Annotated in this window: 15 protein-coding genes; 6 read left to right on the top strand and 9 right to left on the bottom strand. The window is 65.2% G+C overall.

Features of this window, described 5'->3' with window-relative positions:
- Positions 1–63: 63 nt before the first annotated feature.
- From prfB to ACIOVF_RS03640, 9 genes are all read right to left on the bottom strand, one after another.
- Positions 64–1,159 (bottom strand): peptide chain release factor 2 gene (gene prfB, locus ACIOVF_RS03680; protein WP_143013309.1). Its coding sequence is split into 2 segments (ribosomal slippage): positions 64–1,086 and positions 1,088–1,159, totalling 1,095 coding nucleotides; the frame shifts between segments, so codons are not numbered across the junction.
- A gap of 153 nt (positions 1,160–1,312) precedes the next feature.
- The gene (locus ACIOVF_RS03675; RefSeq protein ID WP_045193671.1) at positions 1,313–2,317 is read right to left on the bottom strand and encodes a PleD family two-component system response regulator; all 1,005 of its coding nucleotides are present in this window, start codon (positions 2,315–2,317) and stop codon (positions 1,313–1,315) included.
- Positions 2,318–2,368: 51 nt separating this feature from the next.
- Positions 2,369–3,382: a chemotaxis response regulator protein-glutamate methylesterase gene (locus tag ACIOVF_RS03670; RefSeq protein WP_045193672.1), complete on the bottom strand. Its 1,014-nt coding sequence runs from the start codon at positions 3,380–3,382 to the stop codon at positions 2,369–2,371.
- Positions 3,379–5,664, bottom strand: coding sequence for a hybrid sensor histidine kinase/response regulator (locus tag ACIOVF_RS03665; protein WP_045193674.1), 2,286 nt, complete (start codon positions 5,662–5,664; stop codon positions 3,379–3,381). The genes ACIOVF_RS03670 and ACIOVF_RS03665 overlap by 4 nt, the downstream gene beginning before the upstream one ends.
- On the bottom strand, positions 5,661–6,326 hold the full coding sequence (locus tag ACIOVF_RS03660; RefSeq protein ID WP_401287643.1) for a chemotaxis protein CheW: 666 nt from the start codon (positions 6,324–6,326) through the stop codon (positions 5,661–5,663). Before ACIOVF_RS03660 ends, ACIOVF_RS03665 begins: the two co-directional genes overlap by 4 nt.
- Complete coding sequence (locus tag ACIOVF_RS03655; RefSeq protein WP_093386751.1) at positions 6,323–7,597, bottom strand: protein-glutamate O-methyltransferase CheR; 1,275 nt, start codon at positions 7,595–7,597, stop codon at positions 6,323–6,325. Before ACIOVF_RS03655 ends, ACIOVF_RS03660 begins: the two co-directional genes overlap by 4 nt.
- Positions 7,594–8,124, bottom strand: coding sequence for a chemotaxis protein CheW (locus ACIOVF_RS03650; protein ID WP_401287640.1), 531 nt, complete (start codon positions 8,122–8,124; stop codon positions 7,594–7,596). Before ACIOVF_RS03650 ends, ACIOVF_RS03655 begins: the two co-directional genes overlap by 4 nt.
- A 7-nt stretch (positions 8,125–8,131) precedes the next feature.
- On the bottom strand, positions 8,132–9,754 hold the full coding sequence (locus ACIOVF_RS03645) for a methyl-accepting chemotaxis protein (RefSeq protein ID WP_045193679.1): 1,623 nt from the start codon (positions 9,752–9,754) through the stop codon (positions 8,132–8,134).
- A gap of 130 nt (positions 9,755–9,884) precedes the next feature.
- Complete coding sequence (locus tag ACIOVF_RS03640) at positions 9,885–10,604, bottom strand: tellurite resistance TerB family protein (protein ID WP_123565735.1); 720 nt, start codon at positions 10,602–10,604, stop codon at positions 9,885–9,887.
- Between the two features lie 152 nt (positions 10,605–10,756).
- On the opposite strand from ACIOVF_RS03640, the gene ydcS reads away from it, so the two are divergent.
- From ydcS to ACIOVF_RS03610, 6 genes are all read left to right on the top strand, one after another.
- Positions 10,757–11,908, top strand: coding sequence for a putative ABC transporter substrate-binding protein YdcS (gene ydcS / locus ACIOVF_RS03635; protein ID WP_045193682.1), 1,152 nt, complete (start codon positions 10,757–10,759; stop codon positions 11,906–11,908).
- 72 nt (positions 11,909–11,980) lie between these two features.
- Positions 11,981–13,021, top strand: coding sequence for an ABC transporter ATP-binding protein (locus ACIOVF_RS03630; protein WP_401287636.1), 1,041 nt, complete (start codon positions 11,981–11,983; stop codon positions 13,019–13,021).
- Between the two features lies 1 nt (position 13,022).
- Entirely contained in the window at positions 13,023–13,961 is a 939-nt protein-coding gene (locus ACIOVF_RS03625; RefSeq protein WP_045193686.1) for an ABC transporter permease, read from the top strand.
- On the top strand, positions 13,951–14,757 hold the full coding sequence (locus ACIOVF_RS03620) for an ABC transporter permease (protein ID WP_045193687.1): 807 nt from the start codon (positions 13,951–13,953) through the stop codon (positions 14,755–14,757). Before ACIOVF_RS03625 ends, ACIOVF_RS03620 begins: the two co-directional genes overlap by 11 nt.
- 18 nt (positions 14,758–14,775) lie before the next feature.
- The gene (locus ACIOVF_RS03615; RefSeq protein ID WP_401287631.1) at positions 14,776–16,200 is read left to right on the top strand and encodes a gamma-aminobutyraldehyde dehydrogenase; all 1,425 of its coding nucleotides are present in this window, start codon (positions 14,776–14,778) and stop codon (positions 16,198–16,200) included.
- Positions 16,201–16,213: 13 nt separating this feature from the next.
- Positions 16,214–18,076, top strand: coding sequence for an NAD(P)-binding protein (locus ACIOVF_RS03610; RefSeq protein WP_401287628.1), 1,863 nt, complete (start codon positions 16,214–16,216; stop codon positions 18,074–18,076).
- Positions 18,077–18,115: the final 39 nt, after the last annotated feature.

Here is an 18,115-nt window from a genome sequence, read left to right as displayed (position 1 = left end):
CCCTTTTCGGGCAGGGCGCGCGATGCCGGCGGGCGGCCGGGCATCGCGGCGGTGGTGTGCGGCTTACAGCCCCTGCTTGAGGCTCGCTTCCAGGTACTGGTCGAGGTCGCCGTCCAGCACCTTCTGGCAGTCGCTGCGCTCGACGCCGGTACGCAGGTCCTTGATACGCGAGTCATCCAGCACGTACGAACGGATCTGGTGGCCCCAGCCGATGTCCGACTTGCTGTCTTCCAATGCCTGCGAGGCGGCGTTGCGCTTCTGCATTTCCAGCTCGTACAACTTGGCCCGCAGCATTTTCATGGCGGTGTCCTTGTTGGCGTGCTGGGAGCGTTCGTTCTGGCAGGCCACCACGGTGTTGGTCGGCACGTGGGTGATACGTACTGCCGAGTCGGTGGTGTTTACGTGCTGACCACCGGCGCCCGAGGAGCGGTAGGTGTCGACGCGCAGGTCGGACGGGTTGATGTCGATTTCGACCTTGTCGTCGATCTCGGGCGACACGAACACCGCCGAGAACGAGGTGTGGCGACGGGCGCCGGAGTCGAACGGGCTCTTGCGCACCAGGCGGTGCACGCCGATCTCGGTACGCAGCCAGCCGAAGGCGTACTCGCCCTTGATGTGCACGGTGGCGCCCTTGATGCCGGCGACTTCACCTTCGGAAAGCTCGATGATGGTGGCGTCGAAACCGCGCTTGTCGGCCCAGCGCAGGTACATGCGCAGGAGGATGTTGGCCCAGTCCTGCGCTTCGGTACCACCGGAACCCGCCTGGATGTCCAGGTAGGCGTTGTTCATGTCCATCTCGCCGCTGAACATGCGACGGAACTCAAGCTGTGCCAGGCTTTCTTCCAGACCTTGCAGCTCGGTCACGACGTCGCTCGCGGCGCCTTCGTCATTTTCCTCGACGGCCATGTCGAGCAGGTCCTGGCAGTCGGCCAGGCCACCGGACATCTTGTCCAGGGTCTCGACGACCTGCGCCAGCATGGCACGTTCGCGGCCCAGGGCCTGAGCGTACTCGGGCTTGTTCCAGACGTTCGGGTCTTCGAGCTCGCGGTTGACTTCGATCAGGCGGTCATGCTTTTGATCGTAGTCAAAGATACCCCCGAATGGACTCGGAGCGCTCGGTGAGGTCCTTGATGGTGTTCAGGATCGGTTGGATTTCCATGGGCGGGCAGCTCTCGTGCGTATTCTGTAGAAAAGCCGGAGAGTATAGCGGAGTTAGAGCTTCAAGCGGCAAGCTACAAGCGACAAGAGGCCGGAGAAAAACCCGGCGCCAGGTTTTTTCTTGCAGCTTGAAGCTTGCCGCTTGTAGCTACCGTCAATCCACCCCGACCTGGTTACGGCCGTTGTTCTTGGCCAGGTACAGGCCTTTGTCCGCTGCCGAAATCAGTTGCCGGCAATGGCTGCCGATACCCGGGGTGAGGGTCGCCAGGCCGATACTCACGGTGAGCACCGAGTCGGCGTTGGGCATGGTGTGGGCGATGTTCATCGCCGCCACGGTCTGGCGCAGTTTTTCCGCCACCAGGCGGGCGCCACCCGGCGAGGTGTTGGGCAGCACCAGGGCGAATTCCTCGCCACCGTAACGGGCCGGCAGGTCGCTGGGGCGCGCGCAGGAGGCGCGAATGGCTTCGGCGACCTTGCGCAATGCTTCGTCACCGGCCAGGTGGCCGAAGGTGTCGTTGAACGACTTGAAGTAGTCGACATCGATCATCAGCAACGACAGCTGCGCCTGTTCGCGCATGGCCCGGCGCCATTCCAGCTCCAGGTACTCGTCGAAATGGCGACGGTTGGAAAGCCCCGTGAGGCCGTCGGAGTTCATCAGCCGCTGCAGCACCAGGTTGGTGTCGAGCAACTGCTGCTGGCTGACGCGCAGGGCGCGGTAGGCCTCGTCGCGCTGCAGCAGGGTCAGGTAGGAGCGCGAGTGGTAGCGGATACGCGCCACCAGCTCGATGTTGTCCGGCAGCTTTACCAGGTAGTCATTGGCCCCGGCGGCAAAGGCGGCGCTCTTGACCAGCGGGTCCTCCTTGGTCGACAGGACGATGATCGGGATGTCCTGGGTGGCCGGGTTGTTGCGGTATTCGCGCACCAGGGTCAGGCCGTCGAGGCCGGGCATGATCAGGTCCTGGAGAATCACCGTGGGCTTGATGCGCACAGCCTGGGCCACCGCCTGGTGCGGGTCGGCGCAGAAGTGGAAATCGATGTTCTCTTCGTGAGCCAGGCCACGCCGCACCGCTTCGCCGATCATTGCCTGATCGTCGACCAAGAGGACCATTGCCGAATTTTCATTCATGGTCGGAAAACCGTCGAGCGGTAAATCATTCATGCGCTGTCACCTGGTCACTGCCGGCCAGCCGGCGTGGCTCAATACATATCGTCATTTTGGAAAAATTTCCATCAATCGCGCGGCGATTCGCTCCAGAGGGCGAATTTCGACGGCGGCGTCTATCGCGGCGGCTGCCTTGGGCATGCCGTACACCGCGCTGCTCTGCTGATCCTGGGCGATGGTCAGAAAGCCCTGTTGGCGCATCAGCTTCAGGCCCTGGGCGCCATCGCGCCCCATGCCGGTGAGCAGTACGCCGACCGCGTCGCCGCGCCAGTAGCGGGCCACGCTTTCAAAAAATACGTCGATCGAGGGCCGGTAGATTTCGTTTACCGGCTCAGCGGTATAGGCCAGGTTGCCGTTCTTGAGCAGGCGAATGTGGTGGTTGGTGCCGGCCAGCAGCACCTGCCCCGGTTGCGGCGGCTCGCCTTCGCTGGCCAGGCGCACCGCCAGGCCCGAGGCGCTGCTGAGCCATTCGGCCATGCCGGCGGCGAACACCTGGTCAACGTGCTGGACCAGCACGATGGCCGCCGGAAAACTGCGCGGCAAGCCCTTGAGCAGCACTTCCAGGGCCGCCGGGCCGCCCGCCGAAGAGCCAATGGCAACCAGGCCCTGGCGCTGCGCGGCTTCTCGCACCGGCGCGGCCATGGCCCGGGTCGGGGTGCTGCGCTGCTGGCCGATCAGCCAGCCGATATTGAGGATCTTGCGCAGCAGCGGCGCTGCCGCTTCACGCGGATCGCCGGCGCCAAGGGCCGGAGTATCGACCACGTCGAGGGCGCCATGGCCCATGGCCTCAAACACCCGGTGGACGTTCTGCTGGCGGTCGACGGTGACGATAACGATGGCGCACGGCGTCTCGGCCATGATCCGCCGGGTGGCCTCGACGCCATCCATGACCGGCATGATCAAATCCATGAGGATCAGGTCCGGTAACTGCTCGGCACACAGCTTGACCGCATCGGCGCCATTGCTGGCGACCCAGATCACCTGATGGGCCGGTTCGAATGCCAACGCCCGGCGCAAGGCCTCCACGGCCATGGGCATATCGTTGACGATGGCGATTTTCATCCCTGCGCTCCCCCGATCAGCTCGACGACGGCGTCGAGCAAGGCATCATCGTGAAAACTGGCCTTTGCCAAATAGTAGTCGGCCCCGGCGTCCAGTCCACGGCGACGATCTTCTTCGCGGTCTTTGTACGACACCACCATCACCGGCAGCGATTGCAGGCGGCTGTCGCGCCGCAGCAGCGTGACCAGTTCGATACCGTCCATGCGCGGCATGTCGATGTCGGTGATCAGCAGGTCGAAGTCTTCGCTGCGCAAGGCGTTCCAGCCGTCCATGCCGTCGACCGCAACGGCCACTTCATAGCCCTTGTTGCTCAGCAGCTTGCGCTGCAGTTCGCGCACGGTCAGCGAGTCGTCGACCACCAGCACGCGCTTGCGCGCCGCCTCGCGCACGCTGCGCTGGCCGCGCTCGATACGCTCCAGGCGGCCGGTGCTGAGGAGTTTTTCCACCGAACGCAGCAGGTCTTCGACATCAATGATCAGCACCACCGCGCCGTCGTCGAGCAAAGCCCCGGCGGAAATATCCTGGACCTTGCCCAGGCGCGCATCCAGCGGCATCACCACCAGCACCCGTTCGCCGATCAGGCGCTCGACCGCCACGCCGTAGAGCATGTCGCGCTCGCGAATCACCACCACCTTGATGCTCTGCCCTTCACCCTGGCTTGGCGGACGGTTGAGCAACTGGCTGGCCGCGACCAAACCGATATGCCGGCCCTCATGCCAGAAATGCTGGCGCCCCTCGATCTGCACGATGGCCTCGGCCGGCAGCTCCAGGGTGCGTTCGATATGTGCCAGCGGGAAGGCATAGGCTTCGGCGCCAACCTCGACCACCAGGCTGCGCACCACCGACAGGGTCAGCGGCACTTCGAGGTGAAAGCAACTGCCCTGGCCGCTGGTCTGGGTCAGCTCGATCGAGCCGCGCAACTGGCGAACCATGTGCTGCACGGCGTCCAGGCCGACACCGCGCCCGGACACCTCGGTAACCCGGTCACGCAGGCTGAAACCGGGCAAAAACAGGAAGGTCAGCAGCTCGGCCTCGCTCATCTGCGCCACGGTTTCGGCCGGTGACAACTGGCGCTCGACGATGCTCTGGCGCAAGTGTGCCAAGTCGACGCCGCCGCCATCGTCGCTGATCTCAAGCACCAGCAGGCCGGCCTGGTGCGAGGCACGCAGGCGGATCTGCCCTTCCAGGGGCTTGCCGGCCACCAGGCGCCGCTCGGGCGATTCGATACCGTGATCGACGGCATTGCGCAGCAGGTGGGTCAAGGGCGCTTCGAGCTTCTCCAGCACGTCGCGGTCGACCTGGGTTTTCTCGCCGTCGATGTCCAGGCGCACCTGCTTGCCCAGCGAACGACCAAGGTCACGGACCATGCGGCTTTGCCCGGTCAGCACATCGGCAAACGGACGCATGCGACAGGCCAGTGCGGTGTCGTACAGCAGCTGCGCGCGCTGGCTGGCCTGCCAGCCGAACTCATCGAGATCGGAGGCTTGCTGCAACAGAATTTGCTGGGTCTCACCGAGCAGACGCTGGGCCTGGGCCAAAGCGTCCTGGACTTCGGCGCTCTGGCCGCTGCTTTCCAGTTGCTGCTTGAGGCCATCGAGGGCACGGATGCTTTGCCCGTGCATGCGCTTGAGGCGCTGCAGGGTGGCCAGGTAAGGCTTGAGCCGCTGGGTCTCGACCAGCGATTTGCTCGACAGGTCGAGCAGGCTGTTCAAGCGCTCAGCCGTGACCCGCAAGACCCGCTCACCGCCCTCGGTCGTGCGTTTGCCGCTGCGCACCGGCGCGGCTTCGACCTCGGGCTCGGGGTCAACGCTTGGCAGCTCGACCGCCAGTGGTTCGGGTTCGGGCTCGGGTTCCGGCAATGGCGGCGCTGCGATCGCAGGCGCTGCTGGTGCACCTGGGTCGAGCAACGCGGCCATCTGCACCAGAAAGGTCTGCACCGCGGCGTCGATACTGGCATCGCCCGGCGTGGCGATGCGCATCAGCAGGTCGGTGCCCTGCAACAGCGCATCGATGTGCTCCGGGCGCAGCAGCAAGCGGCCTTCCTGGGCGCCGACCAGGCAGTCTTCCATGACATGGGCGACGCTGACCCCGGCATCGACGCCGACAATCCGCGCCGCGCCCTTGAGCGAATGGGCTGCGCGCATGCACGCTTCAAGCTGGTCGGCCTGGGTCGGGTTGCGCTCCAGCGCCAGCAGCCCGGCACTGAGCACCTGGGTCTGGGCTTCGGCCTCCAGGCTGAACAGCTCGAGCAACGAGGCGTCGCGCATTTGCTCTGGGGTCATGACAGGCTCCGGTTCACGGCAGACAGCACTTGGTCTTCATCCAGCACGCGAACACTGCGTCCGCGCCATTGCAGCACCGCTGCGGTAAAACGCGTTTCGCCCTGCTCGGCCCCAAGGCGGACGGGGTCCAGAGCATGGATGCCGTCCACTTCATCGACCTGGACCACCACCGAGCCGCCGGCAGCGGCGATGATCAGCATGCGCGGCATGATCCGCGCCGAGGTTGGCACCGAACCCTGGGTTTCAAGGCCGAGCAGGTCGCCCAGCGACAGGCAGGGCACCAGCGCGCCACGTACATTGGCCACGCCATGCAGCACCCGCGAGCGCTGGTGTGGCAGGGAATGCACCTGCTGCAGCGGCGCAACCTCGACCAGGCAGCGGGTGGCCAGCGCCAGCCACTCCTCGCCCAGGCGAAACAGCAGCAACGAGCGGCCACTGCTGGCTTGCTCAGGCGCCTCGCTCTGCTCGTGGGCTTCCTGAGACAACGAATAGCGGTCCAGCAGGCGCGTCGCTGCAGCGGCATAGACGTCGCAGTTGCGGCAGTGAATATGCTCATCAAGCAGCGGGCAGCTCTTGTCGCCGTGTACGCCGATACGGTTCCAGCAATCGTCGATGCTGGCGGCGTCACTGGCGACCAGTTGCACGTCGTTGTCACCCATCATTGCTCAGACTCCCGGTCAGCGCGCCGTGCGGCCCGTTCCTGCAGGCGCCGGGCGCCTGCGACATCACCTTGCGAAGCCAGCAGCGCGGCCAGGTGCACCAGTGCCTCCGGATGCTGGGGGTCAAGGTACAGCGCCTTGCGGTAATGGCTCAGGGCTTCGCCGCTGTCGCCGGCGGTATCACTGAGCAAGCCCAGCCAGTAGAACACCTGGGCAGTGGGCGGATACTGCTGCAGGTAACGGGTACACGCGGCCTGGGCCTCGGTGCTGCTGCCGGCATTGGCCAACTGGGCGATCTGCGCCAGCAATTGGCTGGCCGCATCCTGCGCGGCGGGCTTCGCCGGCGGCGGCGCAATCGGCTTGAGCTTGCGCACTGTCAGCGGCGCCGACGCCGGGCGCGGCACGCTGGCCGCCGTCACCGGCACTGTCAACGGCAAAGGGATCGCCAACGGCTTGCTCGGCGGCGCCGGCTGCATTTCAGCCTGGCGTACGTAGGCAAAGGATTGGGCAATGCCCACCGGGCGCATGCCCATGCGCGCCAGCAGGCTGCCTTCGGCCGGGCCGATGAACAGCACACCTTGCTCATGGATCAGGCTTTTGAGCACCTCGAACACCCGCTGCTGGGTGGGGACGTCGAAATAGATCAGCAGGTTGCGGCAGAACACGAAATCGTAACTGCCCTCGCGGGCCTTGAGCGCCGGATCCAGGACATTGCCGACCTGCAGCTTGACCTGCTGGCGAACCCGCTCGTCGAGGCGCTGGCCTTCGTCGCTGTCGCTGAAGTGCCGCTCGCGAAAGTCCAGGTGCGAGCCACGGAACGAGTTGCGCCCGTACAGCGCCTGTTCGGCGCGATCAATCGAATTGGGGCTGATGTCCATAGCGTCGACGCGAAAGCTGTGCCCGGCAAAGCCGCCGTCGAGCAGGGCCATGGCAATCGAGTACGGCTCTTCGCCGGTCGAGCACGGCAGGCTGAGGATGCGCAGCGGGCGCATGCCACCGAGCTCGGCCAGGCGTTTGCGCGCCAGGGTCACCAGGGCGTTGAACGACTCCGGATAACGGAAGAACCAGGTTTCCGGGACGATCACCGCCTCGATCAGCGCCTGCTGCTCCTGGCTCGACTGCTGCAGGCGCAGCCAGTAGTCATCCAGGTCGCGGGCTTCGAGGGTGGCGCAGCGCTGACGCAAGGCGCGCTCGACCATCGCTGCGCCGACCGAGGCGACATCCAGACCGATCCGATCCTGCAAAAAGCGAAAGAAGCGCTGTTCGCCACTCATGCCAGGCCCTCGTCGCTCGCCGCCAGCTCAGGCGGGAACAACAGCTGGCGCACCTCGGCGCTGAGCAGGTCCTGCACACCGATGCACTGCAACAAGCCGTGGGCATCCTCGCGCACCGGCCCCAGGTACGGCGCTTGCTCGTTGTCCAGGCCATAGGGCTGGAACTCGGCGGGGTCGCAACGCAGGGTATCGGTGGCCTGTTCGAGGATCAGCCCCAGCCGCAAGTGCGGGCGCAACGGGTCGGCACGGTAGTGCACCAGGACCAGGCGCGTGCTGGTGCGCACCGGCGCCGGCAATCCGAAGCTCAAGGCGCCGACGTCGATCACCGGCACCAGCGCGCCACGATGGGCCAGCACCCCGGCCACCCAGCCCGGGGTCTGGGCAATGGGCTTGAGCGGCAGGCGCGGCAGCACTTCGGCGACCTCATGGGCGTCCAGGGCAAAGCGCTGGTCGCCGATGCGAAACACCAGGTACAGGGTGCCGTGGGAGGCCGCATCCTGGTTGCGGCGAGGTTGAAGGTCGTTCATCGGCAGGTCAGACTTTGAACCGCGACACGCCGCCACGCAGGCCGGTGGCCACCTGGCTCAGTTCGTCGATGGCAAAGCTGGCCTGGCGCAACGATTCGACCGTCTGGCTGCTGGCATCGCCCAACTGCGCCAGAGCGTGGTTGATCTGTTCGGCGCCGGTGGCCTGGGCCTGCATGCCTTCGTTGACCATCAACACCCGCGGCGCCAGGGCCTGGACCTGGTGAATGATCTGGGTCAGTTGCTCGCCGACCTGCTGCACCTCGAACATGCCGCGGCGCACTTCTTCGGAGAACTTGTCCATGCCCATGACCCCGGCCGACACCGCCGACTGGATCTCGCGAACCATCTGCTCGATGTCGTAGGTGGCCACGGCAGTCTGGTCGGCCAGGCGCCGCACTTCAGTGGCGACCACGGCGAAACCGCGGCCGTATTCACCGGCTTTTTCCGCCTCGATGGCGGCGTTGAGCGACAGCAGGTTGGTCTGGTCGGCGACCTTGACGATGGTCACCACCACCTGGTTGATGTTGCCGGCCTTCTCGTTGAGGATCGCCAGTTTGTTGTTGACCAGGTCGGCCGCACCCATCACCTGGTGCATGGTCTCTTCCATGCGCGCCAGGCCCTGCTGGCCGGAGCCGGCCAGGATCGAGGCCTGGTCGGCGGCCGAGGTCACTTCGGTCATGGTCCGCACCAGGTCGCGGGAAGTCGCGGCGATTTCCCGCGAAGTGGCGCCGATTTCGGTGGTGGTGGCGGCGGTCTCGGTGGCGGTGGCCTGTTGCTGCTTGGAGGTGGCGGCAATCTCGGTCACCGAAGTGGTGACCTGCACCGAGGAGCGCTGGGCCTGGGACACCAGGTTGGTCAGCTCGCCCATCATTTCGTTGAAGCCGGTTTCCACCGCGCCGAACTCATCCTTGCGGTCCAGGTTCAGGCGCACGCTGAGGTCGCCGCCGCTGAGCTTGTCCAGGGCATGGACGATACGCTGCATCGGTGCGGTGATGGCGCGCATCAGCACCAGGCCGCAGATGGTTGCGGCGACAATCGCCAGCAACAGCGAGACGATCATGCTGAACTTGGCCGTGGCCACGGCGCTGACGATGGAGTCGGTGGCGGATTCGGCCGAATGACGGTTGCGCTCGATCACCCCGTTCAGGTGCTTGCGGCCATCGACCCAAGCCGGGGTCAGCACCTCGGCGAGCAGGCGCTGGGCTTCGGGGTAATCCTTCTTGCGGTAGGCCTCCAGGACGCTATCCACCGCTTTCAGGTAGCCCGCTTCGAGCTGGCCGAACTGGTCGAAGCTGGCCTGGTCGTCCTTCTCGCGAATGGTCGCCTGGTAGCTGGCCATGTGCTGTTTGAGGCGCTCTTCAAAGCCCTTGTACAGCTCCATGTCGGCCGAGGTGAGCTCGCGATGGTCACTCAGGCCCACCAGCTGCTGGGTCAGTACATAGCTGTCGACCCAGGCACTGCGGATCATGGAGCTGTAGTAGACCCCGGGGATGCTGTCGGTTCGCACCGCTTCCTCGCCGGACTCTATGGCCACCAGTCGCGAATAGGCAGCGACCACCATCAGCGACATGATGGCGATAATCACGGCGAAGCTCGCCAGGATCCGTTGGCGCAAGGTCCAGTTTTTCACAGTCAGCCCTCAAGTGTTCTACGCGAGCAGGAAAAATGGGCAGAGTATAGCCCAGCGGCTGCGCGCTTTTGCGGCTGACTTAACGGCTGGATCGGGCCAAACGGGCTAGATACTGGCCATTAGCCCGGTTTCATTGACTGGCAGCAAGTTTTACCTGGTTTTCCAGCTCGCTCTTGAGCGCCGGGTCAAGCTTGAGCTGGCGCGCCAGTTCGTCCAGGTAGGCACGCTCCATGAAATGCTCCTCGTCCACCAGCATGACACTGGCGATGTACATTTCGGCGGCCATTTCCGGGGTGCTGGCGGCGCGGGCGACGTCGGCCGGGTCCAGCGGTTTGTTCAGCTCGGCGTGCAGCCAGTGTTGCAGTTCCTGGTCGCTGGACAGCTTGACGAATTCGCCCTCGATCAGCGCCCGCTCGCGGTCATCGACATGGCCATCGGACTTGGCCGCTGCCACCAGCGCCTTGAGGATCGCCTGGCTGTGCTGCTCGACCTGGGCCGGCGGCAGGCGGTCGAGGGTTTGCGGCTCACCCTGCACCGCAGTGCCCTGCTTGGCCTGCCAGTTGCCGTAGGCCTTGTAGGCGATCACCCCGAGGGCCGCCAGGCCGCCGTAGGTCAGGGCCTTGCCGCCGTACTTGCGAGCCTTTTTGTTGCCCAGCAGCAAGCCCATCGCCCCTGCCGCCAGAGCACCGCCGCCGGCACCGGAGAGCAGGCTGCCCAGGCCACCACCGCCCTTGCCGCCGAGCAGGTCGCCAAGGCCGCCGGATTTGCCGGCAGGGCTTTTGCCGCCCTGGTTCTGCAGCAGGTCCTGGCCGGATTTGAGCAGTTGATCAAGCAAGCCGCGGGTGTTCATGGGGCATCTCCATGGGGAGGAAAGAAGCCCAAAGAGTACTGCCGCAGGCTGAAGCGAAGCTGAATGCATTTGCTTCCAGATGTTGCCTACGCTTAAACCAGCTATACCTGCACTTTCACCGCCCCGAGATAATTCCAACAAGAGGGAACACCATGTTCGTGCACAAGACCGCCACGCTCTGCGCCCTGAGCACCGCCCTGCTGGCCAGCGCCAGCCTGCAGGCCGCCGAACCCCTGAAAGCCGTGGGCGCCGGCGAAGGCCAGCTGGATATCGTCGCCTGGCCGGGTTACATCGAGCGCGGTGAAAGCGACAAGGCCTACGACTGGGTAACCGGCTTCGAGAAGGACACCGGCTGCAAGGTCAGCGTCAAGACCGCCGCCACCTCCGACGAGATGGTCAGCCTGATGACCAAGGGCGGTTACGACCTGGTCACCGCCTCCGGTGACGCCTCGCTGCGCCTGATCGCCGGCAAGCGCGTGCAGCCGATCAATACCGCGCTGATCCCCAACTGGAAGAACCTCGACCCGCGGCTCAAGGACGGCGCCTGGTACGTGGTCAACCAACAGGTGTACGGCACGCCCTACCAATGGGGTCCGAACGTGCTGCTGTACAACACCGAGGTGTTCAAGCAGGCGCCGACCAGCTGGAGCGTGGTTTTCGAGCCGCAGGAGCTGCCCGACGGCAAGCCCAACAAGGGCCGGGTGCAGGCCTACGACGGGCCGATCTACATCGCCGATGCGGCGCTGTACCTGAAGTCGGCCAAACCTGAACTGGGCATCCACAACCCCTATGAACTGAACGAAACCCAGTACCAAGCGGTGCTCGACCTGCTGCGCCAGCAACATCCGCTGATCCACCGTTACTGGCACGATGCCACGGTGCAGATGAGTGACGTCAAGAACGAGGGCGTGGTCGCCTCCAGTTCCTGGGGCTACATGGTCAACGGCCTGCAAGCCGACAAACAGCCGGTGGCCTCGACCATTCCCAAGGAAGGCGCCACCGGCTGGGCCGACACCACCATGCTGCACAGCGAGGCCAAGCACCCCAACTGCGCCTACAAGTGGATGGACTGGTCGCTGCAGCCCAAGGTCCAGGGCGACGTAGCGGCCTGGTTCGGCTCGCTGCCCGCGGTGCCGGCGGCCTGCAGCGGCAGCGAACTGCTCGGCGCCGAGGGCTGCAAGACCAATGGTTTCGACCAGTTCGACAAGATCGCCTTCTGGAAGACCCCGCAGGCCGAAGGGGGCAAGTTCGTGCCCTATAGCCGCTGGACCCAGGACTATATTGCGATCATGGGCGGCCGTTAGGGCCCTGTCGCGGGGCAAGCCCGCTCCCACCTGAAGACGCGGGCTTGCTCCCTCTTGCTGGAGCTTCGCACCATGAACCTTGCAGTGCAGTTCACCAATGTCTCGCGCACCTTTGGCGAGGTCAGGGCGGTTGACCAGGTGTCGATCGACATCCACGACGGTGAGTTCTTCTCGATGCTCGGCCCCTCAGGGTCGGGCAAGACCACCTGCCTGCGCCTGATTGCAGGCTTCGAGCAACCCAGTGCCGGGTCGATCCGCATCCACGGTGAAGAGGCGGCGGGGTTGCCGCCCTACCAGCGCGACGTCAACACGGTGTTCCAGGACTACGCGCTGTTCCCGCACATGAACGTGCGCGACAACGTCGCCTATGGCCTCAAGGTCAAGGGCGTGGCCAAGGCCGAACGCCATGCCCGCGCCGAAGAGGCCCTGGCCATGGTTGCCCTGGGCGGCTATGGCCAGCGCAAGCCGGTGCAACTGTCTGGCGGCCAGCGCCAGCGCGTGGCCCTGGCGCGGGCGCTGGTCAATCGCCCGCGGGTGCTGCTGCTCGATGAACCGCTGGGAGCGCTGGACCTGAAACTGCGCGAGCAAATGCAGGGCGAGCTGAAAAAGCTGCAGCGCCAATTGGGCATCACCTTCATCTTTGTCACCCATGACCAGACCGAGGCGCTGTCGATGTCGGACCGCGTCGCGGTGTTCAACCGCGGCCGCATCGAGCAGGTCGACACTCCACGCAACCTGTACATGAAGCCGGCGACCACTTTCGTCGCCGAGTTCGTCGGCACCTCGAATGTGCTGCGCGGCGCATTGGCGCAGCAGCTCAATGGCAGCCAGCTGCCGTTCTCGATCCGCCCGGAACACATCCGCCTTGGCGACCAGCCGGCGGCCAGCAACGAAATCCAGGTCAGCGGCCTGCTCCACGATATCCAGTACCAGGGCAGCGCCACCCGCTACGAGCTGCAGCTGGACAACGGCCAGTTGCTGAGCATCAGCCAGGCCAACAACCAGTGGCAGGAACACGCCGCGCCCTGGCAGCCCGGCCAGCGCCTGCAGGCACGCTGGGCCCGCGAGGCGATGACGGCGTTGCAGGAAACCGTGCCCGGCGAGGGCCACTGAAATGACCCAGGCTCTGGCAAACAGCGCGCCGGGCGTCATGCGGCGCTTCTCGACCCTGCTCTACCGGCGCCCCAACCTGTACCTGGCGCTGCTGCTGGTGCCGCCGCTGCTGTGGTTTGGCGCGATCTACCTGGGGTCGCTGCTGAGCCTGCTGTGGCAGGGTTTCTACACCTTCGACGACTTCACCATGGCGGTCACCCCTGACCTGACCCTGGGCAACTTCGCTGCGCTGTTCAACCCATCGAACTTCGACATCATCCTGCGCACCCTGGGCATGGCCATCGCCGTGTCGCTGGCCAGCGCCGTGCTGGCCTTCCCCATCGCCTACTACATGGCCCGCTACACCAGCGGCAAGACCAAGGCGTTCTTTTATATCGCGGTGATGATGCCGATGTGGGCCAGCTACATCGTCAAGGCCTACGCCTGGACCCTGCTGCTGGCCAAGGGCGGCGTGGCCCAGTGGTTCGTCCAGCAACTCAACCTGGGGCCGGTGCTGCAGTTCATCCTCGCTATTCCCGGGGTCGGCGGCAGCACCCTGTCGACCTCGCACCTGGGGCGCTTCCTGGTGTTCGTGTACATCTGGCTGCCGTTCATGATCCTGCCGATCCAGGCTTCGCTGGAGCGCCTGCCGCCTTCGTTGCTGCAAGCCTCGGCGGACCTTGGCGCGCGGCCGCGACAGACCTTCATGCAGGTGATCCTGCCACTGTCGGTGCCGGGCATCGCCGCAGGCTCGATCTTCACCTTCTCGCTGACCCTGGGCGACTTTATCGTCCCGCAACTGGTCGGCCCGCCCGGCTACTTCATTGGCAGCATGGTCTATGCCCAGCAGGGCGCCATCGGCAACATGCCCATGGCCGCGGCCTTTACCCTGGTGCCGATCGTGCTGATTGCCGTGTACCTGACCATAGTCAAACGCCTGGGGGCCTTCGATGCACTCTGAACGCGCCTCGATCGGCCTGCGCCTGGCGGCCTGGGGCGGGCTGGTGTTCCTGCACTTCCCGATCCTGATCATCTTCCTCTATGCCTTCAACACCGAGGACGCCGCCTTCAGCTTTCCGCCCCAGGGCTTGACCCTGAAGTGGTTCAGCGTGGCGTTTGCGCGCCCGGACGTGCTGGAGTCGATCAAACTGTCGCTGCAGGTCGCCTGCCTGGCGACGCTGATCGCCCTGGTGCTCGGCACCCTGGCCTCGGCGGCGCTGTACCGGCGCAGCTTTTTCGGCAAGGAGAGCATCTCGCTGATGCTGATTTTGCCCATCGCCCTGCCCGGAATCATCACCGGCATCGCCCTGCTCTCGGCATTCAAGACCCTGGGGATCGAGCCGGGCATTTTCACCATCGTCGTCGGCCACGCGACCTTTTGCGTGGTGATCGTCTACAACAACGTCATCGCCCGCCTGCGGCGCACCTCGCAGAGCCTGATCGAGGCGTCGATGGACCTGGGCGCCGACGGCTGGCAGACCTTTCGCTACATCGTTTTGCCCAACCTCGGCTCGGCACTGCTGGCCGGCGGCATGCTGGCCTTTGCCTTGTCGTTCGATGAAATCATCGTCACCACCTTCACCGCAGGCCACGAGCGCACCCTGCCAATCTGGCTGCTCAACCAGTTGAGCCGGCCGCGCGATGTGCCGGTCACCAACGTAGTGGCCATGCTGGTGATGCTGGTGACCATGCTGCCGATCCTCGGCGCCTATTACCTGACCCGCGGCGGCGAAAGCGTAGCCGGCAGCGGCAAATAACTCCTGGAGGACTGGACCATGCAAACCCGACTGTTGATCAACGGCCAACTGGTGGACGGCGAAGGCGCAGGCTACGCGGTGCTCAACCCGGCGCTGGGCAGCGTGCTGGTGGAAGTCAACGAGGCCAGCGAGGCCCAGGTCGATGCTGCCGTGCGCGCCGCCGACCGTGCCTTCGACAGCTGGTCGCAGACCACGCCCAAAGAGCGTTCGCTGTTGCTGCTCAAACTTGCCGACGCCATCGAGGCCCACGGCGAAGAACTGGCCCGGCTGGAGTCGGACAACTGCGGCAAGCCCTACGCCGCCGCGCTCAATGACGAGATCCCGGCGATCGCCGATGTGTTCCGCTTTTTTGCCGGCGCCAGCCGCTGTCTGGGCGGCTCGGCTGCCGGTGAATACTTGCCGGGGCATACCTCGATGACCCGTCGCGACCCGCTGGGCGTGGTCGCCTCGATCGCGCCGTGGAACTACCCGCTGATGATGGTTGCCTGGAAGATCGCCCCGGCGCTGGCCGCCGGCAACACCGTGGTGCTCAAGCCGTCGGAGCAAACGCCGCTGACAGCGCTGCGCCTGGCAGAACTTGCCAGCGATCTGTTGCCGGCCGGCGTGCTGAACATTCTTTTCGGCCGCGGGCCGAGCGTCGGCACGCCGCTGGTGACCCACCCGAAAGTGCGCATGGTGTCGCTGACCGGCTCGATCCCAACCGGCGCCAACATCATTGCCAGCACCGCCGAAAGCGTAAAGCGCATGCACATGGAACTGGGCGGCAAGGCCCCGGTGATCATTTTCGATGACGCCGATATCGACGCCGCAGTCGACGGCATCCGCACCTTCGGCTTCTACAACGCCGGCCAGGACTGCACCGCCGCCTGCCGCATCTATGCCCAGAGCGGCATCTACGAGCAATTCGTCGAGAAGCTCGGCAAGGCCGTGGCCAGCATCAAGCATGGCCTGCAGAACGACCCGGACACCGAGCTCGGCCCGCTGATCACCGCCCAGCACCGCGACCGGGTGGCGGCCATGGTCGAACGGGCCGTTGCCCAGCCGCATATTCGCCTGGTCACCGGTGGCAAGGCGGTGGCCGGTGACGGTTTCTTTTTCGAACCTACGGTGCTGGCCGATGCCCAGCAGGATGACGAGATCGTCCGCCGCGAGGTGTTCGGGCCGGTGGTCTCGGTAACCCGTTTCGACGATGAAGCGCAGGCCCTGGCCTGGGCCAACGATTCCGACTACGGCCTGGCGTCGTCGCTGTGGACCGCCGACGTCGGCCGTGCCCATCGCGTTTCGGCGCGCCTGCAGTACGGCTGTACCTGGGTCAACACGCACTTTATGCTGGTCAGCGAAATGCCCCATGGCGGTCAGAAACTGTCTGGCTATGGCAAGGATATGTCCATGTACGGGCTGGAGGACTACACCTGCGTCCGGCATGTGATGTTCAAACATTAAGGTAAGGACACCCATGGAAATCACCCGACGCGACTTCATCAACGGAGTCGCCATCGGCGTCGCAGCGGGCCTGACCCCGCTGCAACTGCTTCAGGCGGCCCCCAGCGGGCGCTATTACCCACCGGCCTTGACCGGTTTGCGTGGCAGCCATGTCGGCGCCTTCGAAGTTGCGCACCAGATGGGCTGGGAGAAAAAGACCTTCGCCACCGACGCCCTGCCGATCAGCGAGGAATACGACCTGGTGGTGGTCGGCGGCGGCATCAGCGGCCTGGCGGCGGCGTTCTTCTATCGCGAGAAACATCCCGCCGCGAAGATCCTGATCCTCGAGAACCACGACGATTTCGGCGGCCACGCCAAGCGCAACGAGTTCAGCGCCGGTGGGCGGATGATCCTCGGTTATGGCGGCAGTGAAGCCTTGCAGTCGCCCAACCATCTGTACAGCAAGGAGGTCAACGGCCTGCTGCAAAAGCTTGGCGTCGATATCAAGCGTTTCGAGACCGCCTTTGACCGCAGCTTCTACCCCGACCTGGGCCTGTCGCGCGCGGTGTTCTTCGACCAGGAAACCTTCGGCGAAGACAAGCTGGTCACTGGCGACCCGACGCCGATGGTCGCCGACGACATCGCCCCGAGCCAGCTCAACGCCCGCCCGATTGCCGATTTCATCAATGACTTCCCCTTGCCCGCAAGCGACCGCAAGGCGCTGATCGACCTGCACCAGGCGCCGCGCGACTACCTGGCCGGCAAGTCGCTGGAGGACAAGACGGCCTATCTGGAGCGCACCAGCTACCGCGACTTCCTGCTCAAGGACGTCGGCCTGTCGGCCAGGGCGGTCAAGTACTTCCAGGGCCGCACCAACGACTTCATGGCCGTGGGCATCGATGCCGTCGCCGCTGCCGACGCCTACTCTGTCGGCTTCCCGGGCTTTGCCGCGATGAACCTGGCGCCGCTCAGCGAGGAAGCCAAGGCGGAGATGGAAGAGCCCTACATCTACCACTTCCCCGACGGCAACGCCTCGCTGGCACGCCTGCTGGTGCGCAGCCTGGTGCCATCGGTGGCGCCGGGCCAGAGCATGGAAGACATCGTCCTCGCCAATTTCGACTACAGCCAGCTCGACCGCGCCGGGCAACCGCTGCGCCTGCGCCTGAACAGCACGGCGGTGAGCGTGCGCAACGTCGCGGGTGGGGTCGATGTCGGCTACAGCCGCGCCGGGCAACTGGCCAAGGTGCGCGCCAAGCACTGCATCCTGGCCTGCTACAACATGATGATCCCCTACCTGCTGCGCGAGCTGTCGGCCGAACAGGCCCACGCCCTGAGCCAGAACGTCAAGTTCCCGCTGGTGTACACCAAGGTCATCGTGCGCAACTGGCAAGCGTTCCAGAAGCTTGGCGTGCACGAGATCTACGCCGCCACCCAGCCCTACAGCCGGATCAAGCTCGACTACCCGGTGAGCCTCGGCGGCTACGAACATCCACGCGACCCGGCGCAGCCCATCGGCCTGCACATGGTGTTTGTCCCGACCAGCCCCGACAGCGGCATGAGCAGCCGCGACCAGGCCCGTGCCGGACGCGGGCGCCTGTACGGCACCTCATTCGAGGTACTGGAAAGCCAGCTGCGCGAGCAGTTGCAACGCATGCTGGGTCCTGGTGGCTTTGACCACAACAAGGACATCCTGGCGATCACGGTCAACCGCTCGCCCCATGGTTATGCCTGCTCCACCAATACCCTCTACGACGACCCGGCGCAGATCGAGCAGTGGATGGAGCTGGCGCGCCAGCCCGTGGGCAAGGTCAGCATCGCCAACTCGGACGCGGCCTGGAGCGCCTATGCCCATGCGGCGATTGATGAGGCGTGGCGGGCGGTGGGGGAATTGGCCTAATTGCGCGGTGCCCGCATCGCGGGGCAAGGCCCGCTCCCA

Origin of the sequence: Pseudomonas sp. NPDC087612 (assembly GCF_044743505.1) — a bacterium.
Lineage (GTDB): Bacteria > Pseudomonadota > Gammaproteobacteria > Pseudomonadales > Pseudomonadaceae > Aquipseudomonas.
This window is presented reverse-complemented; position numbering and strand designations above follow the sequence as displayed.